The organism is Streptacidiphilus jeojiense, from assembly GCF_000719095.1.
Lineage (GTDB): Bacteria > Actinomycetota > Actinomycetes > Streptomycetales > Streptomycetaceae > Streptacidiphilus > Streptacidiphilus jeojiensis.
Genome location: NZ_JOEH01000028.1, coordinates 21,097 through 43,423 on the forward strand (window position 1 = coordinate 21,097; position 22,327 = coordinate 43,423).

19 protein-coding genes and 1 pseudogene are annotated in these 22,327 nt (G+C 71.8%); 6 read left to right on the forward strand and 14 right to left on the reverse strand.

What is annotated here, in order from left to right:
* The 9 genes and pseudogenes from IF29_RS0132110 to IF29_RS0132150 all read right to left on the reverse strand — a co-directional run bounded on the left by IF29_RS0132110 (nt 1) and on the right by IF29_RS0132150 (nt 9,843).
* On the reverse strand, nt 1-216 hold the full coding sequence (locus tag IF29_RS0132110) for a hypothetical protein (protein WP_030262319.1): 216 nt from the start codon (nt 214-216) through the stop codon (nt 1-3).
* Between the two features lie 201 nt (nt 217-417).
* Entirely contained in the window at nt 418-1,917 is a 1,500-nt protein-coding gene (gene gatB, locus IF29_RS0132115) for an Asp-tRNA(Asn)/Glu-tRNA(Gln) amidotransferase subunit GatB (RefSeq protein WP_030262322.1), read from the reverse strand.
* 38 nt (nt 1,918-1,955) lie between these two features.
* Entirely contained in the window at nt 1,956-2,204 is a 249-nt protein-coding gene (locus tag IF29_RS0132120; RefSeq protein ID WP_030262325.1) for a hypothetical protein, read from the reverse strand.
* A gap of 38 nt (nt 2,205-2,242) precedes the next feature.
* Nucleotides 2,243-3,745, reverse strand: coding sequence for an Asp-tRNA(Asn)/Glu-tRNA(Gln) amidotransferase subunit GatA (gene gatA / locus IF29_RS0132125; protein WP_030262328.1), 1,503 nt, complete (start codon nt 3,743-3,745; stop codon nt 2,243-2,245).
* Nucleotides 3,746-3,752: 7 nt separating this feature from the next.
* Nucleotides 3,753-4,049 (reverse strand): Asp-tRNA(Asn)/Glu-tRNA(Gln) amidotransferase subunit GatC, encoded by a 297-nt coding sequence (gene gatC / locus IF29_RS0132130; RefSeq protein ID WP_030262330.1) that lies wholly within the window; start codon nt 4,047-4,049, stop codon nt 3,753-3,755.
* 185 nt (nt 4,050-4,234) lie between these two features.
* Nucleotides 4,235-5,710, reverse strand: a pseudogene (locus IF29_RS0132135) (putative bifunctional diguanylate cyclase/phosphodiesterase); the annotation flags it as partial.
* Between the two features lie 214 nt (nt 5,711-5,924).
* Nucleotides 5,925-8,144: an NAD-dependent DNA ligase LigA gene (ligA, locus tag IF29_RS0132140; RefSeq protein ID WP_030262338.1), complete on the reverse strand. Its 2,220-nt coding sequence runs from the start codon at nt 8,142-8,144 to the stop codon at nt 5,925-5,927.
* 20 nt (nt 8,145-8,164) lie between these two features.
* Complete coding sequence (locus IF29_RS0132145; RefSeq protein WP_269665058.1) at nt 8,165-9,178, reverse strand: methionine synthase; 1,014 nt, start codon at nt 9,176-9,178, stop codon at nt 8,165-8,167.
* A complete protein-coding gene (locus IF29_RS0132150) occupies nt 9,175-9,843 on the reverse strand; it encodes a TetR/AcrR family transcriptional regulator (RefSeq protein ID WP_051726301.1) in 669 nt (222 codons plus the stop codon). Before IF29_RS0132150 ends, IF29_RS0132145 begins: the two co-directional genes overlap by 4 nt.
* A gap of 50 nt (nt 9,844-9,893) precedes the next feature.
* Here IF29_RS0132150 and IF29_RS0132155 point away from each other — a divergent pair, with 50 nt between their 5' ends.
* Both IF29_RS0132155 and IF29_RS0132160 read left to right on the forward strand, forming a co-directional pair.
* Nucleotides 9,894-10,805, forward strand: a complete 912-nt coding sequence (locus tag IF29_RS0132155; RefSeq protein WP_030262347.1) for an ABC transporter ATP-binding protein — start codon at nt 9,894-9,896, stop codon at nt 10,803-10,805.
* On the forward strand, nt 10,795-11,598 hold the full coding sequence (locus tag IF29_RS0132160; RefSeq protein ID WP_232242689.1) for an ABC transporter permease: 804 nt from the start codon (nt 10,795-10,797) through the stop codon (nt 11,596-11,598). The genes IF29_RS0132155 and IF29_RS0132160 overlap by 11 nt, the downstream gene beginning before the upstream one ends.
* Nucleotides 11,599-11,620: 22 nt before the next feature.
* Here the strand turns inward: IF29_RS0132160 and IF29_RS0132165 are convergent, their stop codons facing one another.
* Nucleotides 11,621-12,310 carry an SDR family oxidoreductase gene (locus tag IF29_RS0132165; protein ID WP_030262354.1) on the reverse strand — a complete coding sequence of 230 codons (690 nt, stop codon included), beginning with the start codon at nt 12,308-12,310 and terminating at the stop codon, nt 11,621-11,623.
* An 83-nt stretch (nt 12,311-12,393) separates the two neighbouring features.
* On the opposite strand from IF29_RS0132165, the gene IF29_RS0132170 reads away from it, so the two are divergent.
* Nucleotides 12,394-14,307 (forward strand): NAD-binding protein, encoded by a 1,914-nt coding sequence (locus IF29_RS0132170; protein WP_232242690.1) that lies wholly within the window; start codon nt 12,394-12,396, stop codon nt 14,305-14,307.
* 149 nt (nt 14,308-14,456) lie between these two features.
* Here the strand turns inward: IF29_RS0132170 and IF29_RS0132175 are convergent, their stop codons facing one another.
* Genes IF29_RS0132175 through IF29_RS0132185 form a run of 3 tightly spaced genes read right to left on the reverse strand, consistent with a single transcriptional unit; the run spans nt 14,457 to nt 17,431 of the window.
* Nucleotides 14,457-14,981, reverse strand: a complete 525-nt coding sequence (locus IF29_RS0132175) for an LOG family protein (protein ID WP_030262360.1) — start codon at nt 14,979-14,981, stop codon at nt 14,457-14,459.
* A 40-nt stretch (nt 14,982-15,021) separates the two neighbouring features.
* Nucleotides 15,022-16,170: a tRNA 2-thiouridine(34) synthase MnmA gene (gene mnmA / locus IF29_RS0132180; protein ID WP_030262363.1), complete on the reverse strand. Its 1,149-nt coding sequence runs from the start codon at nt 16,168-16,170 to the stop codon at nt 15,022-15,024.
* 55 nt (nt 16,171-16,225) lie between these two features.
* Entirely contained in the window at nt 16,226-17,431 is a 1,206-nt protein-coding gene (locus IF29_RS0132185) for a cysteine desulfurase family protein (protein ID WP_030262366.1), read from the reverse strand.
* A gap of 256 nt (nt 17,432-17,687) precedes the next feature.
* Between IF29_RS0132185 and IF29_RS0132190 the strand changes: the two genes are divergently transcribed.
* Together IF29_RS0132190 and IF29_RS0132195 are read left to right on the forward strand one after the other, a co-directional pair.
* Nucleotides 17,688-19,268, forward strand: a complete 1,581-nt coding sequence (locus tag IF29_RS0132190; protein ID WP_030262369.1) for a glycosyl hydrolase 53 family protein — start codon at nt 17,688-17,690, stop codon at nt 19,266-19,268.
* A 146-nt stretch (nt 19,269-19,414) separates the two neighbouring features.
* The gene (locus IF29_RS0132195; protein WP_030262371.1) at nt 19,415-20,164 is read left to right on the forward strand and encodes an IclR family transcriptional regulator; all 750 of its coding nucleotides are present in this window, start codon (nt 19,415-19,417) and stop codon (nt 20,162-20,164) included.
* Nucleotides 20,165-20,180: 16 nt separating this feature from the next.
* Here the strand turns inward: IF29_RS0132195 and IF29_RS0132200 are convergent, their stop codons facing one another.
* Nucleotides 20,181-20,849, reverse strand: a complete 669-nt coding sequence (locus tag IF29_RS0132200; RefSeq protein ID WP_030262375.1) for a trimeric intracellular cation channel family protein — start codon at nt 20,847-20,849, stop codon at nt 20,181-20,183.
* 412 nt (nt 20,850-21,261) lie between these two features.
* Between IF29_RS0132200 and IF29_RS0132205 the strand changes: the two genes are divergently transcribed.
* Nucleotides 21,262-22,308, forward strand: a complete 1,047-nt coding sequence (locus IF29_RS0132205) for an ABC transporter permease (RefSeq protein WP_030262378.1) — start codon at nt 21,262-21,264, stop codon at nt 22,306-22,308.
* Nucleotides 22,309-22,327 lie beyond the last annotated feature (19 nt).

The window sequence follows — 22,327 nt, forward strand, 5'->3', positions numbered from 1 at the left end:
TCAGCAGGCACTGGGCGCGGAGGCCCGCCGCGAGCGGCGGGCGCCCCGGAAGTGGAACTGCGATCCCCCTCCCTTCCGGTCCTGGGCCCCGTCACTCTCCGCCGCCGCCCGGGCGTGCTGCTCGGCCTCGACTACCATGCGGTGCTGCTCGGCCGCGCGACGCAGCTCGGACTCGCGGATCTTGAAGGACTGGAAGTAGAACTCGCTGCTGGACATCTGCTGCTCCCCTGTGAAGGTCTTTCGCTCTTCCCTGCTGACCTCAAGATTCCTCTCCCAGGGGGGTGCCGGGCATCGGGAGCCTGCCCGATCTTCCAGCTCAGAGGGGCCTTAGACAGCACTGAGGCCGTCCTACCCGGAGGGGTGGGACGGCCTCAGTGGAGTGTCCTGCGGCCTTAGGCGCCTTAGGACCTTAGAACCTCAGGCGAGCCGCTCCAGGATGAGCTCCTTGACCCTGGCCGCGTCGGCCTGGCCGCGGGTGGCCTTCATGACCGCGCCGACCAGTGCCCCGGCCGCGGCGACCTTGCCGTCGCGGATCTTGGCGGCGACATCGGGGTTGGCCGCGATGGCCTCGTCCACGGCCGCGCCCAGCGCCGAGTCGTCGGAGACCACGGCCAGGCCGCGCCCGGCGACGACCTCGTCCGGGCCGCCCTCGCCGGCCAGCACCGCCTCGATCACCTGGCGGGCCAGCTTGTCGTTCAGCGAACCGGCCGCCACCAGCTCGGACACCCGGGCGACCTGCGCCGGGGTGATCGGCAGCGCGCCGAGCTCGGCGCCCGACTCGTTGGCGTGCCGGGCCAGCTCGCCCATCCACCACTTGCGGGCCTGGTCCGCGGGCGCGCCCGCGGCGATGGTCTCCAGGATCGGCTCGATCGCACCGGCGTTGAGCACCGACTGCATCTCCAGGTCGGAGATGCCCCACTCGCCCTGCAGCCGCTCCCGACGCACCCGGGGCATCTCGGGCAGCGCGGCACGCAGCTCCTCGACCCACTCGCGGGGCGGGGCGACCGGCACCAGGTCGGGCTCGGGGAAGTAGCGGTAGTCCTCGGCGTTGTCCTTGATCCGCCCGGCGGTGGTGCTGCCGTCCTCCTCGTGGAAGTGGCGGGTCTCCTGGACGATGCTGCCGCCCTCGTTGAGCACGGCGGCGTGCCGCTGGATCTCGAACCGGGCGGCCCGCTCCACGCTGCGCAGCGAGTTGACGTTCTTGGTCTCCGAGCGGGTGCCGAACTCCTCGCGCCCGTGCGGCCGCAGCGACAGGTTGACGTCGCAGCGCATCTGGCCCTTGTCCATCCGGGCCTCGGACACGCCCAGCGCCTTGATGACCTCGCGCAGCTCGGCCACGTACGCCTTGGCGACCTCGGGTGCGCGGCTGCCGGCGCCCTCGATCGGCTTGGTGACGATCTCGATCAGCGGGATGCCGGCCCGGTTGTAGTCCAGCAGCGAGTGCGAGGCGCCGTGGATGCGGCCGGTGGCACCGCCGATGTGGGAGGACTTGCCGGTGTCCTCCTCCATGTGGGCGCGCTCGATCTGCACCCGGAAGACCTCGCCGTCCTCCAGCGTGACGTCCAGGTAGCCGTTGAAGGCGATCGGCTCGTCGTACTGCGAGGTCTGGAAGTTCTTCGGCATGTCCGGGTAGAAGTAGTTCTTCCGGGCGAAACGGCACCACTCGGCGATCTCGCAGTTCAGCGCGAGGCCGATCTTGACGGCCGACTCCACGCCGATCTCGTTCACCACCGGCAGCGCGCCGGGCAGGCCCAGGCAGGTGGGGCAGGTCTGCGAGTTGGGCTCGGCGCCCAGCTCGGTGGAGCAGCCGCAGAACATCTTGGTGGCGGTGCCCAGCTCGACGTGGACCTCAAGGCCCATCACCGGGTCGTACGCCGCCAGCGCCTCGTCGTAGGGCACCAGGTCGATGACGCTCACTGATGCGTCCCCTCTTCGTCACATGTGTTCATGGATGCTCAGCCGAGCAGGATGTCGTCGTCGCCGAGCCTGCGCAGCTCGCGGACCAGCAGCGCGGTGCTGGTGACCAGGGCCAGGGCGGCGACGGCGGCGTTGACCAGCTTGAGGGTGTCGCCCTCCTCGCGGGCCTTGCGGACGTCCTTGACGATGCCGAAGGCGCCGAAGGCGCTGCCGCCGATGCCGAACAGGATGCCGGGCTTGGAGTGCTTGAAGCCCTTCAGCTGCTTGGCCTTGCTGCCGGTGCCGATGGTGGTGGCGGTGTCGATCTTCGCGACGGTCTTGTTGCTCACAGCGCCGGTGCCTCCTCGAGCAGGGGGTGTCCCCACTGGTTGTTGAGTGCCGCCTCGACCGCCGCACCAACCCGGTACAGCCGGTCGTCGGCCATGGCGGGGGCGATGATCTGCAGGCCGACCGGGAGATTGTCCTCCGGGGCGAGCCCGCAGGGCACCGACATGGCCGAGTTGCCGGCCAGGTTCGACGGAATGGTGCACAGGTCCGCCAGGTACATCGCCATCGGGTCGTCGGCGCGCTCGCCGATCGGGAAGGCGGTGGTCGGCGTGGTCGGCGAGACCAGCACGTCCACGTCGGCGAAGGAGCGGGCGAAGTCCTGGGTGATCAGGGTCCGCACCTTCTGCGCCGAGCCGTAGTAGGCGTCGTAGTAGCCGGAGGAGAGGGCGTAGGTGCCCAGGATGATCCGGCGCTTGACCTCGGGGCCGAAGCCGGCCTCGCGGGTCAGCGCGGTGACGTCCTCGGCCGAACGGGTGCCGTCGTCGCCGACCCGCAGGCCGTAGCGCATGGCGTCGAAGCGGGCCAGGTTGGAGCTGGCCTCGGACGGCGCGATCAGGTAGTAGGCGGGCAGCGCGTAGCTGAAGGACGGGCAGGACAGCTCGACCACGGTGGCGCCGAGACCGCGCAGGATCTCCACCGACTCGTTGAAGCGCTGCATCACGCCGGCCTGGTAGCCCTCGCCGGCGAACTCCTTGACCACGCCGACCCGGACGCCGGTGAGGTCGCCGCCGGCGCCCTGGCGCGCGGCCGCCACCAGCGGCAGCACCGGGGCGTCGATCGAGGTGGAGTCCAGCGGGTCGTGCCCGGCGATGGCCTCGTGCAGCAGGGCCGCGTCCAGCACGGTGCGGGCGCAGGGGCCGCCCTGGTCCAGCGAGGAGGAGAAGGCGATCAGGCCGTAGCGGGAGACCGTGCCGTAGGTCGGCTTGACGCCGACGGTGCCGGTGACCGCGCCGGGCTGGCGGATCGAGCCGCCGGTGTCGGTGCCGATGGCCAGCGGGGCCTCGTAGGCGGCCAGCGCGGCGGCGGAACCGCCGCCGGAGCCGCCGGGGATCCGGGAGAGGTCCCAGGGGTTGCCGGTGGGGCCGTAGGCGCTGTTCTCGGTGGAGGACCCCATGGCGAACTCGTCCATGTTGGTCTTGCCGAGGATCACCACGCCGGCGTCCTTGAGCCGGCGGGTCAGCGTCGCGTCGTACGGCGGCACCCAGCCTTCGAGGATCTTCGACCCGGCGGTGGTGGGGACGCCCTTGGTGGTGAACACATCCTTGAGCGCGAGCGGGACGCCGGCCAGCGGGCCCAGCTCCTCGCCTGCGGCGCGCTTGGCGTCCACGGCGCGGGCGGCGCTGAGCGCGCCCTCGGTGTCGACGTGCAGGAAGGCGTGCACCTTCTCGTCGACGGCGCCGATGCGGTCCAGGTGCGCCTGGGCCACCTCGACGGCGGAGACCTCGCCTGCGGCGATGGCCGCGGCGGTCTCGGCTGCGGTGTTGCGGATCAGGTCGGTCATGGGTTGGTCAGTCCTCCCCGAGGATCTGCGGCACGCGGAAGCGCTGCTCCTCCGCGGCGGGCGCACCGGCGAGGGCCTCGGCGGGCGTGAGGGACGGGCGGACCACATCCGGGCGCATGACATTGGTCAGCGGCAGCGGGTGCGAGGTCGGCGGTACGTCTTCGGCGGCGATCTCGCTGACGCGGGCGACCGCGTCGACGATGTCGTTGAGCTGCTCGGCGAAGTGGTCCAGCTCTTCGGCCTTGAGCTCCAGCCGCGACAGCCGGGCGAGGTGGGCGACCTCCTCGCGCGTAATGCCAGGCATGCAGCAGTCCCCTTCGGGGTGGGATCAGGTTTTCCGGGCCCCAGTCTATTGACACCGGGGAGGACCCCATCCTACGGACGCCCGGGGCATCCATGCGCTGACGTTTTTGTCTCTAGGGGCGCGGGGAACTGCGCTGCCAACCATCTACGGAGGTGCATGGCTGGCAGCGCAGTTCCCCGCGCCCCTCAAGACGTCGGTTCGACGGGTTGCGGCGAAGCCGCGTTGCGGATCCGCAGCCACGCCGTCGCCTGGTCGGCGGGGAGCGCTGCGGAGACCAGCCAGCCCTGGACCGCGTCGCAGCCCATGGCGTGCAGCCGCTCCCAGGTCTCGTCGTCCTCGACGCCCTCGGCGACCACGGTCAGCCCCAGCGAGTGGGCGAGCTGCACCGAGCAGCGGACCACGGCCGCGTCGTGGTGGTCCGCCACCATCCTGCTGACGAAGGAGCGGTCGATCTTCAGCTCACCCACCGGCAGCTTCCGCAGCCGCACCAGCGAGGAGTACCCGGTGCCGAAGTCGTCGAGGGACATGCCGACCCCGTGGCCGCGCAGCTCCTCCAGGGTGTCGGCGGCCAGCTGCCCGTCCTCCAGCAGCAGCCGTTCGGTGATCTCCAGCTGCAGCGCCCCGGCCGGCACCCCGTGCCGGGCCAGCCGGTCCGCGATGGACTGAGCGAACCCGGGCCGCAGCACGTCGCGGGGCGAGACGTTGACCGCGACCTGGACGGTCATCCCCTCGGCGCGCCAGGCGGCCAGCTGGGTGACCGCCGCCTCCAGCACGTAGTCGGTGAGCTTGGGCATCAGCCCGCTGGACTCGGCGAGGCCGACGAACTCGTCCGGGCTGACCGGCCCGTGCCCGGCCCGGTCCCAGCGGACCAGCGCCTCCAGGCCGACCACATGGCCGTCGAAGGCGACCTTGGGCTGGTAGTGGATCTGCACGTCCCTGGTGTCCAGCGCCCGGCGCAGGTCGCCGAGCAGGCCGAGCCGCTGGGGCGTGTCGGCGTCCTGCTCCGGGTGGTAGCGCTCGACGCCGCTGCGGCTGCGCTGGGCGTGGGCCATCGCCACATCGGCCCGCCGGAGCAGGGATTCGGCGTCGGTGGCGTCGTCGGGCGTGACGGCCACACCGGCGCTGGACTCCAGCACCAGCTGCAGCCCGTCCAGGTGCACCGGCACCGCGAGGGCCGCCACCAGTTCGCGGGCTGAGCGGAGCGGGTCGTCGCCGACGTCCGGCAGCAGCACCGCGAACTCGTCCCCGCTGAGCCTGGCGACCAGGCCGGCGTCGGGGACGGAGCGTCGCAGCCGGTGGCCGACCTGGGCCAGCAGCCGGTCGCCGGCGGAGTGGCCCAGGGTGTCGTTGAGGGACCGGAACCGGTCCAGGTCGAGCAGCACCAGCGCGAGCTTCCGGTCCCCGTCGGCGCGGGCGATGGCCTCGCGGGCGGCGCGCAGCAGGGCGTCGCGGTTGGCCAGGCCGGTGAGCGGGTCGGTGGCCTGGTCGTGCAGCCGCTCGCCGGCGATCCGCCAGGCCACGTAGAGCACGGCCAGCGGGACCGCGAACAGCGGGAGCAGTTGCGGTGCGTGGTGGGAGGTGATCAGCGCCAAAGGCAGCAGCGGTGCCGCACCCACCGCCAGCGTTCCGACAAAAACCGCAAGTCTGACCGGAAGCCCGGCGCGGCCGAGCCTCGACGTGCGCTCCATAGATGTTCCTCTGGATTCCCCGTTCGCCCGCTGAGGGAGCGGGTTGTGTTCAAGGGTAAAGCCGGGACTCATGGAGGGGCAGGGAATTGGACAGGCCGTGACCGACTGGTGTCGTTACCAGCCGGTCGGCTCTACGATATGCGCTGCCTGACCGAAATGCCTTTGCGTTAAGTTACTTGACGAGGCATTAGTCCGCATCCGAGGGTGCGTCAACCGCTACGGGGAGTGCACGCTCGCGCGCCGCGTCCGGCCCCTCGGTGAGCAGCACCGCGAAGCCGTCGTCGTCCAGGACGGCCAGCTTCAGCTGCATCGCCTTGTCGAACTTGGAGCCGGGGTTGTCGCCGACCACCACGAAGTCGGTCTTCTTGGAGACCGATCCGGTGACCTTCGCCCCGAGCCGTTGCAGCGCGTCCTTGGCGCCGTCCCGGGTGTGTGAGGCGAGCGTTCCGGTGACCACCACGGTCAGCCCCTCCAGCGGACGCGGCCCCTCGTCCTCCCCGCCGCCCTCCTCCACGAACCGGACACCGGCGGTGCGCCACTTCTCGATGATCTCGCGGTGCCAGTCCTCGGCGAACCACTGGGTGATCGCGGCGGCGATGGTCGGACCGACGCCCTCGGTGGCCGCCAGCTCCTCCTCGCTCGCGGCGGCGATCCGGTCCAGGTCGCGGAACTCCCGGGCCAGCGCCTGGGCGGCGACCGGGCCGACATGACGGATCGACAGGCCCGCCAGGATCCTGGCCAGCGGCTGCTGCTTGGCCGCTTCCAGGTTCTCCAGCAGCGCGGTCGCGGTCTTCTTGGGCTCGCCCTTCAGATTGGCGAAAAAGGTGACGACCTTCTCCTCGCCGGTCTTGGCGTCCCGTTTGGGCAGTCCGGTGTCCTGGTCGCGGACGACGACCTTGATGGGCAGCAACTGTTCGATCGTCAGGTCGAAGAGGTCGCCCTCGTTGAGCAGCGGCGGCTCGGACGGCTCCAGCGGCTGGGTGAGCGCGGTGGCGGCGACGTAGCCCAGCGCCTCGACGTCCAGGCACTTGCGCCCGGCCAGGTAGAAGAGGCGCTCGCGCAGTTGGGCCGGGCAGGTGCGGGCGTTGGGGCAGCGCAGGTCGATGTCGCCCTCGGCCATCGGCCGCAGTTCGGTGCCGCAGTCCGGGCAGTTGGTCGGCATGACGAACTCGCGCTCGCTGCCGTCCCTCAGCTCCACCACCGGGCCCAGCACCTCGGGGATGATCTCGCCGGCCTTGCGCAGCACCACGGTGTCGCCGATGAGCACGCCCTTGGCCTTGACCACGTCCTGGTTGTGCAGGGTGGCGTACTCGACCACCGAGCCGGCGACCTGCACCGGCTCCATCACCGCGTACGGGGTGCAGCGACCGGTGCGGCCGACGTTCACCCGGATGTCCAGGAGCTTGGTGTTGACCTCCTCCGGCGGGTACTTCCAGGCGATGGCCCAGCGGGGCGCACGCGAGGTCGCGCCGAGGCGGCCCTGCAGCGGGATCTCGTCCACCTTGACCACGACGCCGTCGATCTCGTGCTCGACCGAGTGCCGCTGGTCGCCGTAGCGGGCGATGAACTCCTTCACCTCGGCGAGCGAACCGACCACCGCGTTGTGTTTGGCGGTCGGCAGCCCCCAGGCCCGCAGCAGGTCGTAGGCGTGCGACTGGCAGTCGATGTCGAAGCCGCGGCGCGCCCCGATGCCGTGCACGATCATGTGCAGCGGCCGGGAGGCGGTGATCCTGGGGTCCTTCTGGCGCAGCGAACCGGAGGCGGAGTTGCGGGGGTTGGCGTACGGGGCCTCGCCGGCCGCCACCCGGGCGGCGTTGAGCTCGGCGAACGCCTCGATCGGGAAGTAGATCTCACCGCGGATCTCCACCAGTTCGGGCACCTGGTGCCCGCCGTCGTCCCGCAGCTGGTGCGGGATCTCGGCGATGGTGCGGACGTTGGCGGTGATGTCCTCGCCGGTGCGGCCGTCGCCCCGGGTCGCGGCCCGGACCAGCCGGCCGTTCTCGTAGGTGAGGTTGACGGCCAGGCCGTCGATCTTCAGCTCGCAGAGGAAGTGGTAGCTCTGCCCGGCCAGCTCCTTCTCGACCCGGTCGCCCCAGGAGTCCAGCTCCTCCTCGGTGAAGGCGTTGTCCAGGCTGAGCAGGCGTTCCAGGTGCTCCACCGAGGCGAAGTCGTTGGAGTAGGCGCCGCCGACCTTCTGGGTCGGCGAGTCCGGGGTGCGCAGCTCCGGGTGGCGCTCCTCCAGCGCCTCCAACTCCCGCATCAGCACGTCGAACTCGGCGTCGCTGACGGTGGGGGCGTCCTGCAGGTAGTAGCGGAAGCGGTGCTCCTCGATCTCCTGCGAGAGCTCCGCGTGCCGCGACCGCTCCTCGGCCGAAGCCTCTTCTGCCGGCACCGTCTGCTCCTCCATCGACGTCCCCCTTCAAGCACCTACTCCGGATTGTCGGCCAGACTCTGCGCGGCGATCACGCTGTGTGACAGCGCGCGTCGTGCATAGGCCGGGGAGGCCCCCGCCAGGCCGCAGCTGGGGGTCACCACGACGCGTTGGGCCAGCAGCGCCGGGTCGAGACCCAGGCGTCGCCACAACGTCCTGACACCGCTCACACTATCGGCAGGGTCTGACAATCCCGGCTCTACGCTGGGCACGACACCGGCGAAGAGCAGGGTGCCGCCCTCCACCGCCTCACCGATCCCGTCGTCGTCACGCTCCGTCAGCAGCGCCATGTCCAGGGAGACCGCCGCGGCGCCCGCCCGGCGCAGCAGGGCCAGCGGTACGCCGGGGGCGCAGCAGTGCACCACCACCGGCAGGTCCACCGCGCGGACCAGCGTGCGCAGCGTCTCCTCGGCGATCTGCCGGTCCACCGCGCGCAGCCGCTGCCAGCCGCTGGCGGTCGGCACCTGCCCGGCCAGCACCGCCGGCAGCGAGGGCTCGTCCAGCTGCAGTACCAGCTGCGCGCCGGGGACGCGCCTGCGGACCTCCTCCAGGTGCAGCCGCAGCCCCTCCGCCAGCGAGCCCGCGATGTCCCGCACCGCGCCCGGATCGGCCAGCGCCTTCTCGCCGCGGTGCAGTTCGACGCCGGCGGCCAGCGTCCAGGGGCCGACGGCCTGGAGCTTGAGCGGTCCGGTCCAGCCCTGGGTGTACTCCTCCAGGGCGTCCAGGTCCTCGCCCAGCCAGGAGCGGGCCCGGCGGCTGTCCCGTCCCGGACGGTCGCCGAAGCGCCAGCCGCTGGGTTCGACCCGGGCGAACAGCTCGACCAGCAGCCCCAGGCTGCGGCCGAGCATGTCGGCGCCGGGGTCGCGGGCCGGCAGCTCGGGGAGGTGCGGCAGGGCTTCCAGCGATCCGGTGACGGTCTTCGCGGCCTCCCGCGCGTCCGTCCCCGGCATCGAGCCGACACCCGTCGCGCCAGGACCGGTCAACTGCGGAAACGTACTCTCAGCGCTCACTCGGGCAGCGTACGGGAGTCCGGGCCGGCCGAGGCCCCCGCGTCGGCGGCGATGCGCTCGACCAGCTGCCGCAGATCGGCCTGGTCGGCCTCGAACTCGGCGTCGAGGTCACTGGGCAGGTCCAGCCAGCGCGCGACCGCGGCGTGCCCGGGCAGCGCCCCCTCGGGCAGTTGTCCGCGCCGTCCGCGCGGGTCCAGCGTCCCCGGGGCGAAGCGGCCGTTGGCCTCGGAGGCCAGGAAGCCCAGCACGAAGGTGCTGACCAGCCGCTCCAGCCGGGGCACCAGCCGGGCCGGGACGCCGGCCTCCAGCAGCGCGGTGTAGATGGCGTCGACGAAGCGGACCGCGTCGGGGGTGACCGCGGGCCGGGTCAGCAGCAGATTGACGCTCCAGGGGTGACGCTTCGCCAGCTCGCGCGCCTGCCGCCCGTAGGCGGACAGCCGCACGGTCCAGTCCCCCTCGGTGCCGGCCAGTTCGGCGGCCATCCCGCCGAGCAGCCGCCCCACCATCCCGTCCAGCAGCGCGGCCTTGCTGCCGACGTGCGGGTACAGCGCCATCGGGGTGACCCCGACCCGGTCCGCGACCGCCCGCATCGACACCGCCGCCAGCCCGCGCTCGTCGGCCAGGTCCAGCGCCGCGTCCAGGATCTCTTCCCGTCGTCCGCTCATGGCTCTACACTGTAGATCTATACGGTGTAGATCGTTTACGGGGAGGTCCCATGCTCTCGGCCCACGCGCTGGTCAAGCGCTACGGCGGCACCACCGCGCTGGACGGCTTCAGCCTGGAGGTCGCGCCCGGCGAGATCGCCGGGCTGATCGGCCACAACGGCGCCGGCAAGTCCACCTTCGTCGAGGCCGTCACCGGTCTGACCCGGGTGGACTCGGGACGGATCACCATCGGCGGGCGGGACCTGCGGCACTCGTCGCGCCGGGCCAGGGCCCTGCTCGGCGTCGCCCCGCAGGAGGTCGCGCTGTACCCGTCGGCGACCGTCCGCGACAACCTGCGGCTGTTCGGGGCGCTGGCCGGGATGGGCGGCCGCGCCGTCCGGGCCGGCACCGCCAAGGTGGCCGCCGAACTCCTGCTGGAGGACGTCCTGGACCGCTCCGTCGGGCTGCTCTCCGGCGGGCAGCGCCGCCGGGTGCAGGCCGCCACCGCGCTGATCGGCGACCCGCCGCTGCTGCTCCTGGACGAGCCCACGGCCGGCGCCGACCCGGAGACCCGGGCCGCCCTGCTGGACGCGGTACGGGCCCGCGCGGCGAACGGCTGCGCCGTCGTCTACACCACCCACTACCTGCCCGAACTCACCGATCTGGGCGCCACCCTGGCCGTCGCCAGGGCGGGCCGCATCATCGCCAGGGGCACCCAGCAGGAGCTCACCCGGGACCTGCCGGGCGAGCTGCGGCTGCGCCTCGCCGACAGCGGCGCGGCACTGCCCGAGCCGTTCCGACGGCGCAGCAGCACCGTCGACGGCGAGACTCGGATCAGCACCACCGGCGGACCGGCCGACCTGGCCGCACTGCTCGCCGCGGGCTGCGTGCCGACCTCCGTCGACATCCGCCGTCCCGATCTGGACGACCTGTACCGCTCCCTCGCCGAGACCCCCGCCGCGGAGGCCGACCGTGCTGCCTGACACCGCCCTGCGCATCCCGGCCGGGTCCGGCCTCCCGCTGCCGGCGGCGGTGCGCCGCACCCTCGCGCTGACCCGGCACAACACCACCCTGCTGCTGCGCGACGCCGGTCCGCTGGCCAGCCGGATGATCCTGCCGCTGGTCTTCGTGACCCTGCTGCGCCCGCTCTACACCGCCGCCCAGGGCACCGGGGACGGCACCGTCCAGGCGGTGACCGGAACCCTGGTCACCTTCTCGCTGCTGGCCCTCAGCATCGTCGGCGGCTCCATCCTCAGCGAACGGCTCCAGCACACCTGGGAGCGGCTGCGCAGCACCACCGCCCACCCGCTGGAGATCCTCGGCGGCAAGGCCCTGCCGATCCTGGCCGCACTGCTCGCCCAGCAGGCCCTGGTGCTGGGCTTCGGCGCCGCCTTCCTGGGCCTGCGGATCGACCACCCCGCGCTGCTCGCCGCCGCGCTGCTGTGCTGGACCACCACCCTGCTCGGCCTGGGGTCAGCGCTGGGCGTGGCCGCCCGCAGCTACGGCGGGCTCTCCGCCGCGTACGACATCGGCGGCATGCTGCTCAGCAGTCTCGGCGGCGCACTGGTCCCGCTGGCCGCGCTCCCGCACTGGGTCCGCGCCGTGGCCCCGGCCTCCCCCGGCTACTGGGCCTCGGCGGCCCTGCGCGCCGCGCTGTCCGGCGAGGGCGCCAGGACGGCGCAGTGCTGCGCGGTCCTGCTGGCGTTCGCGCTCGGCTTCGGCGCGCTGGCCGGATGGAAGCTGCACCGGACGTCGGTGCGCTCGGCGCGGATGTGAACAACGCCCCTGCCGCCGCCCGCTACCGCCCCGGACGTACCGTCAGATCGCTGATCTCCGCGTCCCGCGGCAGGTCGACGGCGGTGAGGACGGCGGTCGCGACCGACTCCGGGGCGATCCAGGAGTCGGCGTCGTACGGCTTGCCCTCCTGGGCGTGGACCCGTTCCTGCATCGGCGTGGCGGTGCGGCCCGGGTAGACGGTGGTGACCCGGACGCCGTTGCCGTGCTCCTCGGCGCGCAGCGAGTCGGCGACCGCCCTGAGCCCGAACTTGGAGGCGGCGTACACCCCCCACTCGGCACTGGCCCGGAGCCCCGCCCCGGAGTTGACGAAGACCACGTGCCCCCGCGAGACCCGCAGGGTCGGCAGGAACAGCCGGGTCAGCTCCGCCGGAGCGACCAGGTTGACGGCCAGGGTCCGGTTCCAGACCTTGGTGCCCAGGTCACCGATGGTGCCGAGGTCGACCACGCCGGCGATGTGCAGCAGCGAGTCCAGCCGTACCGGCTGCTCCTGCTGGCCCAGCGCCCAGGACAGCCGGTCCGGGGTGGCGAGGTCACCGATCAGGGTGCGGCTGCCGGGGAACTGCTTCCGCAGCACCGCCGCGCGGTTGGCGTCGCGGGCCAGCAGCCACAGCTCGTCGCCGCGCTCCGCCAGCCGTTCGGCGACGGCGGCGCCGATGCCGGAACCGGCGCCGGTGATCAAATGGATAGCCATGTGTTCATTGGTATCACGCCCGGCGGCACCGGCGATCCGTCACTATGTGTGTGCAGAGGATCGACAGGGGGGCGTGGCGGTACGTGAGTGACGAGACGACAACAACGGCCGGATCCACCCCCGGGCACATGATCGTCTGCGGCGGCGACGCGCTGACGCACCGTCTGGCGCTGGACCTGATCCACCTCTACCGCGAGCGGGTCACCCTGATCATCCCCGGCCTGGACGTCGGGCACGGACCCCAGCTGGCCGCGCTGGCCACCGAGGACGGCACGGTCACCGTGATCAGCGGGCGCGGTCCGGACGAGACCACGCTGCGCGCCGCCGGGATCACCGAGGCCACCGCCCTGGCCCTGACCATGGAGGACGATCCGGCCGTCACCGAGGCGGCGCTGCTGGCCCGCGGCCTCAACCCGCGGCTGCGGCTGGTGATCCGGATCTTCAGCAATCCGCTCGGCCAGCGGCTGGAGCACCTGCTGGACCGGGCCGCCGAGCACTCCGGCGGCTCCACCGCGGTGCTGTCCGCCTCGGAGACGGCCACGCCGGCCCTGGTCTCCGCCGCCGTCACCGACCGCAACCAGGTCATCCCGATCAACGGCGGCACCTTCTCCGTGGTCGAGCAGGCCCTGGACGAGGAGGCCGACGGCACCACCGTCCCGCTCGCGCTGCTCGCCCCGCGCACCGACGACGGGGTCGGCTCCGGCGACTCCCCGCTGCACATCCTGCTGCCCTCCCCGGAACAGACCGCGGCGGCCACCCCGGGCACCGTCCGCGCCGTCGTCCGGCTGCGGCACGACCCCAACCCGCCCGACGAACCGGGGCGGGGCGGTCTGCCGCGCTTCCCGCTGGGGGCGCTGATCTCGCGGCGGCTGCGCCGGGCCGCGCTGGGGCTGGGCGCCTTCGTGGCGGTGCTGACCGTGGTAACCTGGCTGACCACGCCGCGGTCGATCGGGCTCTCGCTCTACGACGTGCTGATGGACGTCGCCGCCGCCGGCAACCCGGCCGACAACGAGTCGGTGATCCGGAAGGTGCTGCAACTGCTGTCGATGTTCACCGGGATGCTGATCATGCCGCTGGTGCTGGCCGTGATCCTGGAGAACCTCGGGGCGCTGCGCAACGTCAGCGGACTGGACCGGCCCAAGCGCAGCATGGCCGACCACATCGTGGTCATCGGTCTGGGCAAGGTCGGCAGCCGGGTGGTGGAGCGGCTGGCGGCGATGCGGGTGCCGGTGGTGGCCGTGGAGCGGAACCCGGAGGCCTCCGGGGTGGCCAGGGCCAGGAAGCTCGGGGTGCCGGTGGTGATCGGTGACATCTCCGAGCCGGAGATCTACCACGACGCCCGGGTCAGCCGCAGCCAGACCCTGATGGCGCTGACCAGCAATGACAGCGTCAACCTGGAGGCGGTGCTGTACGCCCGCGAACAGCAGCCCGATCTGCGGGTGGTGCTGCGGCTGTTCGACGACGCCTTCGCCGGCACCGTCTACCGCACCCTGCGGGCCTCCTACCCGCAGGCCCGCACCCGCAGCCGCAGCGTCTCCTACCTGGCGGCGCCGGCCTTCGCCGCGGCCATGATGGGGCGTCAGGTACTGGCCTCCATCCCGGTGGAGCGGCAGATGCTGCTGGTCGCCACGGTGGGGGTGCGCGGGCGGGAGGCGCTGTCCGGGCGGACCGTCGCCGAGGCCTTCCGGCCGGGCGGCTGGCGGGTGGTCGGACTCCAGCGGGCCGGCCGGGACCTGCGCTGGAACCCGGCGCCGGAGCGGCCGCTCGCCGATGACGACCGGGTGGTGGTGGTCGCCACCCGGGAGGGGCTGGGCCTGCTGCTGCGGCGCACGGTCGCTGCGGCGGCGGTCGAGGAGGACGAGGCGGCTCCGGCCGCGGCGGCCCACCCCCACCTGCCCGGCCCGCGGTTCCACCGCCGGCCGGACGACACCGGCCCGCTGCCCCGCCTCCCTCGGGCCCAGCCGGACGCGCCGTATCCGGGGCAGGACGAGCAGTGATGGTCAGGTGCGGGCCGTAGGTGGTTGGTCGCGCAGTTCCCCGCGCCCCTGAGGAAGTGCAACTTGCTCACAGTGGGTCAGTTGCAGCCCCCTAGGGGCGCGGGGAACTGCGCGACCAACCACCTACGGCCCGCAGCTAAAAACCCGACCTACGCCTCCGCCAGCGCCAGCGCCGTCGCCCCGTCGGAGGCAAAGCCGACCAACTCGTTCAGCGGCCGCGGCAGGAACCCCTCCGCCTCCATCCGGGCCAGCTGGATCCGCAGGCCCTCGTAGAAGCCCTCGGTGTCCAGCAGCACCACCGGCTTGTCGTGCAGCCCGTGCTTCTTGAGCTCCACCACCTCGGTGACCTCGTCCAGCGTCCCCAGCCCGCCCACCAGGACCACGATCGCGTCGGCCCGCGCCAGCAGCACCGCCTTGCGTTCGGCCAGGTCCGCGGTCATCACCATCTCGTCGGCGCCCTGGTACGTCTTGTGGGACAGCAGGCCGACGTTGACGCCGACCAGCCGGCCGCCGGCCGCCTTCACCTCGTCGGCGACGACCCCCATCAGCCCGGCGTTGGAACCGCCCCAGACCAGGGTGTGCCCGTGCTCGCCCAGCAGCCGGGCGAACTCCCTGACCGGCTTGGTGTAGCGCTCGTCCAGCGCGAAGGCGGAGCAGAAGACGGTGATGTTCATGGAGATCCCCCCAGGTCGGTACGGAGATGAAAGATGGAGGTCAGCCCGCCAGCGCGGGCCGCTCGGTGCCGGCGATGGTCGCCGACCCCACCACCCGGGTGCCGTCGTAGAGCACCACGGCCTGGCCCGGGGCGATCCCGCGCTGCGGTTCGGCCAGGGCGACCCGGAGCTCGGAGCCGTCCCGGTCCAGCTCGGCGGTGGCGGCCACCGGCTCGCCGTGGGCCCGCAGCTGGACGGTGTACGCGCCGGGGGCGAACGGCGTGGTGCCGCACCAGCGCGGCCTGATGCCGGTGAGTGCGGCCACGTCCAGGGCCTCCGCCGGTCCCACCGTCACCCGGTTGTCGACCGGGGAGATGTCCAGCACGTAGCGGGGCTTGCCGTCGGCGGCCGGGTGTCCGATCTTCAGGCCCTTGCGCTGGCCGATGGTGAAGCCGTAGGCGCCGCTGTGCTCGCCGAGGCGGGTGCCGTCGACGTCGACGATCTCGCCGGGGGCGGTGCCGAGCCGCTGCTCCAGGAAGCCCTGGGTGTCGCCGTCGGCGATGAAGCAGATGTCGTGGCTGTCCGGCTTCCTGGCCACCGCCAGGCCGCGGCGCTCGGCCTCGGCCCGGACCAGCTCCTTGGGGGTGTCCCCGAGCGGGAACATCGCGTGCGCCAGCTGCTCGGCGTCGAGCACTCCGAGGACGTAGGACTGGTCCTTGCCCGGGTCGACCGCGCGGTGCAGCTCGCGGACGCCGTCCGGGCCGGTGAGGATCTGCGCGTAGTGGCCGGTGACCACGGCGTCGAAGCCCAGGGCCACGGCCTTGTCCAGCAGCGCCGCGAACTTGATCTTCTCGTTGCAGCGCAGGCACGGGTTGGGGGTGCGTCCGGCGGCGTACTCGGCGACGAAGTCGTCGATGACGTCCTCGCGGAAGCGCTCGGCCAGGTCCCACACGTAGAAGGGGATGCCGATCACGTCGGCGGCCCGACGGGCGTCCCGGGAGTCCTCCAGGGTGCAGCAGCCGCGGGCGCCGGTGCGGAAGGACTGCGGGTTGCTGGAGAGCGCCAGGTGCACCCCGGTCACCTCGTGCCCGGCCTCGGCCGCCCGCGCGGCAGCGACGGCGGAGTCCACGCCGCCGGACATCGCGGCCAGGACGCGGAGCCTGCCGGGGGCTGAGGGGGAACCGTCTGGGGCACCGGGGAAGTCACTCATGATGCAACCAGGGTACGTGGCGGTTCCAGCGGTTTGTCGCGACCCGGGTACCGGCTCAGCGCCGGGCCGCCGCCCCGGCCATCCTGGCCCGCTCCACGACCGGGCCGATGGCCTCGGCGAGGGCGGTCACATCGGCCCTGGTCGAGGTGGAGCCCAGCGAGAACCGCAGCGAGGCGCGGGCCAGCGCCGGCTCGACGCCCATGGCCAGCAGCACGTGGCTGGGCTGCGGGACGCCGGCCGAGCAGGCCGATCCGGTGGAGCACTCGATGCCCCGGGCGTCCAGCAGCATCAGCAGGGCGTCGCCCTCGCAGCCGGGGAAGGAGAAGTGCGCGCTGGCCGAGAGCCGCCCGGTCACGTCGACGGCACCGTCGCCTGCGCCCTGCCCGGGATCGCCGTTGAGGACGGCGTCCGGGACCGCCCCGTGCACGGCCAGCACCAGTTCGTCGCGCAGCAGCGCCAGCTCGCCCGCGTGCTGCGGCTGCCGCTCGGCGGCGATGGCCGCCGCCGCCGCGAAGCCGGCCGCTGCCGGCACGTCCAGGGTGCCGGAGCGGACGTCCCGCTCCTGGCCGCCGCCGTGCAGCAGCGGGACCGGGGCGGCCGATCGGGACAGCAGCAGGGCGCCGACCCCGTACGGACCGCCGATCTTGTGGCCGGTGACGGTGAGCGCGTCCAGGCCGGAGTCGGCGAACGACAGCGGCACCTGGCCGAAGGCCTGCACCGCGTCGGCATGCATGGGGATGCCGAACTCGCGCGCGATGGAGGCGAGTTCGACGATCGGCTGGATGGTGCCGACCTCGTTGTTGGCCCACATCACGGTGATCACCGCGACATCGGCCGGGTTGCGCTCGACGGCCTCGCGCAGCGCCTCCGGGTGGACCCGGCCGAGCCGGTCCACCGGCAGCCAGTCGACCCGGGCGCCCTCGTGCCGCTCCAGCCACTCCACCGCGTCCAGCACCGCATGGTGCTCGACCGGGCTGCAGAGGATGCGGACCCGGGCCGGGTCGGCGTCGCGGCGGGCCCAGTAGAGGCCCTTCACCGCGAGGTTGTCGGACTCGGTGCCGCCGCCGGTCAGGACGACCTCGCTGGGACGGGCGCCGAGGGCCTGGGCGAGGGTCTCGCGGGACTCCTCGACGACGCGGCGGGCGCGGCGGCCGGCGGCGTGCAGGGAGGAGGCGTTGCCGGTGCTGCCCAGCTGTGCGGTCATGGCGCTGACCGCTTCGGGGAGCATCGGGGTGGTCGCGGCATGGTCGAGATAGGGCATGGCGGGACCAAGTGTAGAGGGTGGGGGCCGTCCTCAGCGCCGCCCCTTCTACATGGGAGCGTTCACACCCCATAACCACACATAGACCTGCCATTTCAAGAAGCGATGCGGGAACTTGTCCGAGATAGTGCCCGATTTTCCAACAGATTCAAACAACTTTCCCCTTGCCAGCACCGGGAGGCCATCCACTACGGTGTGCACGTTCCCACCCCAGTGCCACCCCCACCCCATCCCATCGTCAGAGAGGACGATGTCGATGCCACACCTGTTCCCGCGACTCACCAGGGCGCTCGCGGTGACCGCCCTGCTCGCGGTCACCCTGCTGGTCGGAGCCCCCGCCACCATCGCCCGGGCGGCGAGCACCGTCACCAACGGCGGCTTCGAGACCGACGCCAAGGGCACGGCCACCCCCACCGGTTGGACCACCTACTCGGCCAACGGCACCGCGGCCGCCGCGTACACCGAGGCCGGCGGCCACAGCGGCAGCTACCGGCTGACCCACTACTCCGCCAGCGCCTACTCGGTGAACACCTATCAGTACCTGAGCGGGCTGACCAACGGGAACTACACGCTCACCGCCTGGGTGCGCTCCGGCGGCGGCCAGAACTCGGTGTACGTCGGGCTGACCAACTGCGGCGGCACCGACAAGAAGACCTACGTCCCCACCATGGCCGACGGCAACTGGGTCCGGATCGTGGTCTCCACCACGGTCAGCAACAACCAGTGCACCATCAACCTGGTCTCCGACGCCAAGGCCGGGAACTGGGCCAACTTCGACGACATCAGCTTCACCTCCGGCTACGCCTCGCTGGCGGTCCGCGGCGGTGACGTCTCCAGCCTGCAGCGCGGCGAGAACCTCGGCGGCGTCTACTACAACAGCTCGGGGACCCAGCAGGACCCGCTCACCATCCTGGGCAGCGCCGGGATGAACTACGCCCGGCTGCGGGTCTGGGTGAACCCGGCCGACGGCTTCGACAACGAGGCCCAACTGCTCGCCATGGCCAAGCAGGTCAAGGCCAAGGGCATGGGGCTGCTGCTGGACCTGCACTACTCCGACACCTGGGCCGACCCGGGCAAGCAGGCCATCCCGGCGGCCTGGGCCGGCTACACCCTGGCCCAGCTGGAGACCGCGGTCTACAACTACTCCAAGCAGATCACCGCCGACCTGGTGGCCCAGGGCACCGCCCCGGACATGGTGCAGACCGGCAACGAGATCAACGCCGGGATGCTCTGGACCTACGGCTCCACCTCCAACTGGAGCCAGTTCGCCGCCCTGCTCAAGTCCGGCATCAGCGGCGTCAAGGCCGCGGACTCCTCGGCGAAGATCATGCTGCACATCGCCAACGGCGCGGCCGACGCCACCGACAAGGCCTGGTACCAGAACGCGGTGAACTACGGCGTCCCGTTCGACGTCATCGGGCTCTCGTACTACGACTACTGGCACGGCCCGCTGGACCAGTTGCAGACCACCCTGGACGACCTCGCCGCCACCTTCGGCAAGCCGGTCGTGGTGGCCGAGACCGCCTACCCCTGGACCACGGCCAACGGCGACTCCGAGACCAACTCGGTGACCGCGACCAACACCACCCTGGACGCCGGGTACCCGGCGACCCCGGCCGGACAGGCGGCCAACTTCCGGGACGTGCTGTCCGTGGTCCAGGCGGTCCCCAACGGTCTCGGCTGGGGCGCCTTCTACTGGGAGCCGACCTGGACCGTGGTCTCCGGCAACGGTTGGGACCCCACCAACGCGAGCTCCGGTGACGGCTGGGAGAACCAGGCCATGTTCGACTTCTCCGACAAGGCCATGTCCGTGGTCAGCGACTACGCCGCGCGCTGACCCTCCTACCCCCTTCCTCACCTCCCGCCCGTCCGGCAGCGGCCGTATCCCGGCCGCTGCCGGACACGTTGCGCCCAGTGCAACGGCTGCCTAGGATCCCTGCACACGCCCACGACGGGGCCGCGGGGGACATACGGGCGGGGCTTATGACACAGACGGTGGACCGGGCACTGGTGATCCTCGCCTCGCTGGCCGAGGGGCCGGCCTCGCTGGAGCAGGCGGCGAACCGGATCGGGGTGCACAAGTCCACCGCGATGCGGCTGCTGCGCACCCTGGAGGAGCACGGCTTCGTGCACCGCCAGCCGGACTACCGCTACCGCCTCGGCGGCCGGCTGTTCTCGCTGGCCCAGCTGGCCCTGGAGAGCATCGACGTCCGGGTCGTCGCCGCACCCCACCTGGCGGCCCTCAACGAGCGCTGCGGGCACACCGTGCACCTCGCCGTCTACGAGGACGGCGAGGTCACCTACGTCGACAAGCTGGAGAGCCGCTACCCGGTGCGGATGTACTCGCGGATCGGCAAGCGGGCCGCGCTGACCGCCTCGGCGGTGGCCAAGGTGCTGCTGGCCGACCTGCCCGAGGCCCGGCGCCGCGAGGTCGCCGAGGCACTGGAGTTCCCCGCCTACACGGTCCGCTCGATCCGTACGCCCGAGGCCCTGCTGGAGGAGCTCGCCCAGGTGCGGGACCAGGGCTGGGCGGTGGACCGCAGCGAGTACGAGGAGACCGTCAACTGCGTGGCGGTGCCCATCCGCGGCATCGACGGCCGGGTGATCGCGGCCTGCTCGATATCCACCCCGACCGTGGTGGCCCCGATCGGCACCCTGCGCCGGCTGGTGCCGCAACTGCTGGACACGGCCGAGGCGGTCTCCCTGGAGTACGGCGGACGCACCCGCAGCTAGCAGGACCGCCCCGGGCTCAGGCCGGGTCGTCCGCCGCGCTGCTGCCGCTCCCCCGGTGCCAGGCCCTCGGCGCCCGCCAGTCGTAGCGCAGCGCCAGCAGCCGCAGCACGAAGGCGGTCAGCGCGGCCAGGGTGCCGGTGACGCCGTCCAGCCGGTCCAGCGCGATCAGCACCGCGACGACGCTCGAACCGACCAGCGCGGGTACCGCGTACAGGGCCCGGTCCCAGCGCAGCAGCGAGGGCAGCTCATGGGCGAGCAGGTCCCTGGCGACGCCGCCGCCGACCGCGGTGGCCATGCCCAGTGCGATGTCGGCGACCGATCCCAGGCCGAAGTCATGGGCCTTGGCGGTCCCGGTCACGCAGAACAGCCCGAGGCCGGCCGCGTCCAGCACCTGGATGGTGCGGTTGATCCGCTGCACCTCCGGGTGCAGGAAGAAGACCACCAGCGAGGCCACCAGCGGGGTGAAGAAGTAGCCCCTGTTCTCGAAGGCGGCCGGCGGCACCGCGCCGATGATCAGGTCGCGGAACACCCCGCCGCCGAGCGCGGTGACCTCGGCCAGCACCGCGATGCCGAAGATGTCGAGGTTCTTACGGACCGCCAGAAGGCCACCGGACAGGGCGAAGACGAAGATTCCGACCGTGTCGAGCACCTGCTGCACGCCCGGAGCGAAGATTTGCGAGGTCACAGCCCTAGTTGTACCGGCTCGCCGCGGGTGCGCCGCCGAGCGCCACTCCCGCTTTGAATGGATCAATTCATTTCAGCCCACGCGTATCAGTTCACACGGCCGAAACTTCTGTCCATCTCACATGGCAGACAGCGGGGCAAAGAAAAAGCAAAATGCACCACTGGACGGGGTGTCTACCTAAATGCCGAGAAAAGGGACATAGGGCCACGCTCACCGGCCGGTCACAGAACCCCAACCGCCTGCTATTCATGGATATTTCGGACATTCGATCATTACGACAGGATCTCGCATGATCTCATTCTGGTCTCAGGGCGGTTCCCGCCCTTGAGGAGCTAAAAACTACTTGCGTAGAGTCCCCTCACCGCGCAGCGATGAGAAAAACTCTGACCCGAAAACTGGGGATGTCCGCACCATGACCATGCCACCCCATCCGACCGATGCCACTGGCGAGGCAGCCGCTCTCGTCGAGGACCGGTCGGAAGCAGCCGCCGACGGCAGTGCCATGGCCGCCGCAACCGCCATCGCCGGGCGGTCCCCGGCCCGAGCCGCCTGGATGCGCCTGAGGCGCGACAAGGTGAGCCTGGTCGCGCTGACCGTATCGGTGCTCTTCATCCTCGTCGCCGTCGGCGCGCCGCTGCTCAGCTCGCTGGGCGGCTGGGGACCGATCACCCCGGACAACAACGCGATCAACCCGGACACCGGCAACTACCCGATCGGGTCCTTCGGCGGGATCAGCCTCAACCACCTGCTGGGCGTCGAGCCGGGCACCGGCTACGACCTGTTCGCCCGGATCATCTACGGCATGCGCACGTCGCTGCTGGTCGGCTTCCTCTCGGCGGTGCTCTCCACCGTCGTCGGCGTGGTGGTGGGTCTGACGGCCGGTTACTTCGGCGGCTGGATCGACACGCTGCTGTCCCGGATCATGGACGTGATGCTGGCGTTCCCGCAGCTGCTGTTCATCATCGCGCTGACCCCGGTGATCCAGAACTCGCTGCAGACCAACGAACACGGCGGCACCAACGAGAACCTGCGCCTGCTGGTGCTGGTCCTCAACATCTCGGTCTTCGCCTGGGCCTACACCGCCCGACTGGTACGCGGGCAGGTCCTGTCCCTGCGCGAGCGCGAGTTCGTCGACGCCGCCCGGATCATGGGCGCGGGCTGGCAGCACATCCTCTTCCGCCAGCTGCTGCCGAACATCTGGGCGCCGATCCTGATCTCCTTCGCCCTGGCGGTGCCGGCCAACATCAGCACCGAGGCCGCCCTCTCCTACCTGGGCGTCGGTGTGGTTCCGCCGGCCCCGGACCTCGGGTCGCTGCTCTCCGACTCGGCCCAGTGGTTCCTGCAGGACCCGACCTACCTGTTCATCCCCGGCATCCTGCTGCTGATTCTCGTCCTCGCCCTCAACCTGCTCGGTGACGGCGTCCGGGACGCTCTCGACCCGCGCGCCAACCGCAGCTGACGCGGCACCCATGCTTCGG

Excerpts from the sequence above, each read along its gene's own strand:
- IF29_RS0132110 (WP_030262319.1), bottom strand. The coding sequence starts at position 216 with ATGTCCAGCAGCGAGTTCTACTTCCAGTCCTTCAAGATCCGCGAGTCC.
- gatA (WP_030262328.1), bottom strand. The coding sequence starts at position 3,745 with ATGACCGACCTGATCCGCAACACCGCAGCCGAGACCGCCGCGGCCATC.
- gatC (WP_030262330.1), bottom strand. The coding sequence starts at position 4,049 with ATGCCTGGCATTACGCGCGAGGAGGTCGCCCACCTCGCCCGGCTGTCG.
- ligA (WP_030262338.1), bottom strand. The coding sequence starts at position 8,144 with ATGGAGGAGCAGACGGTGCCGGCAGAAGAGGCTTCGGCCGAGGAGCGG.
- IF29_RS0132150 (WP_051726301.1), bottom strand. The coding sequence starts at position 9,843 with ATGAGCGGACGACGGGAAGAGATCCTGGACGCGGCGCTGGACCTGGCC.
- IF29_RS0132155 (WP_030262347.1), top strand. The coding sequence starts at position 9,894 with ATGCTCTCGGCCCACGCGCTGGTCAAGCGCTACGGCGGCACCACCGCG.
- IF29_RS0132165 (WP_030262354.1), bottom strand. The coding sequence starts at position 12,310 with ATGGCTATCCATTTGATCACCGGCGCCGGTTCCGGCATCGGCGCCGCC.
- IF29_RS0132175 (WP_030262360.1), bottom strand. The coding sequence starts at position 14,981 with ATGAACATCACCGTCTTCTGCTCCGCCTTCGCGCTGGACGAGCGCTAC.
- mnmA (WP_030262363.1), bottom strand. The coding sequence starts at position 16,170 with ATGAGTGACTTCCCCGGTGCCCCAGACGGTTCCCCCTCAGCCCCCGGC.
- IF29_RS0132185 (WP_030262366.1), bottom strand. The coding sequence starts at position 17,431 with ATGCCCTATCTCGACCATGCCGCGACCACCCCGATGCTCCCCGAAGCG.
- IF29_RS0132190 (WP_030262369.1), top strand. The coding sequence starts at position 17,688 with ATGCCACACCTGTTCCCGCGACTCACCAGGGCGCTCGCGGTGACCGCC.
- IF29_RS0132195 (WP_030262371.1), top strand. The coding sequence starts at position 19,415 with ATGACACAGACGGTGGACCGGGCACTGGTGATCCTCGCCTCGCTGGCC.
- IF29_RS0132205 (WP_030262378.1), top strand. The coding sequence starts at position 21,262 with ATGACCATGCCACCCCATCCGACCGATGCCACTGGCGAGGCAGCCGCT.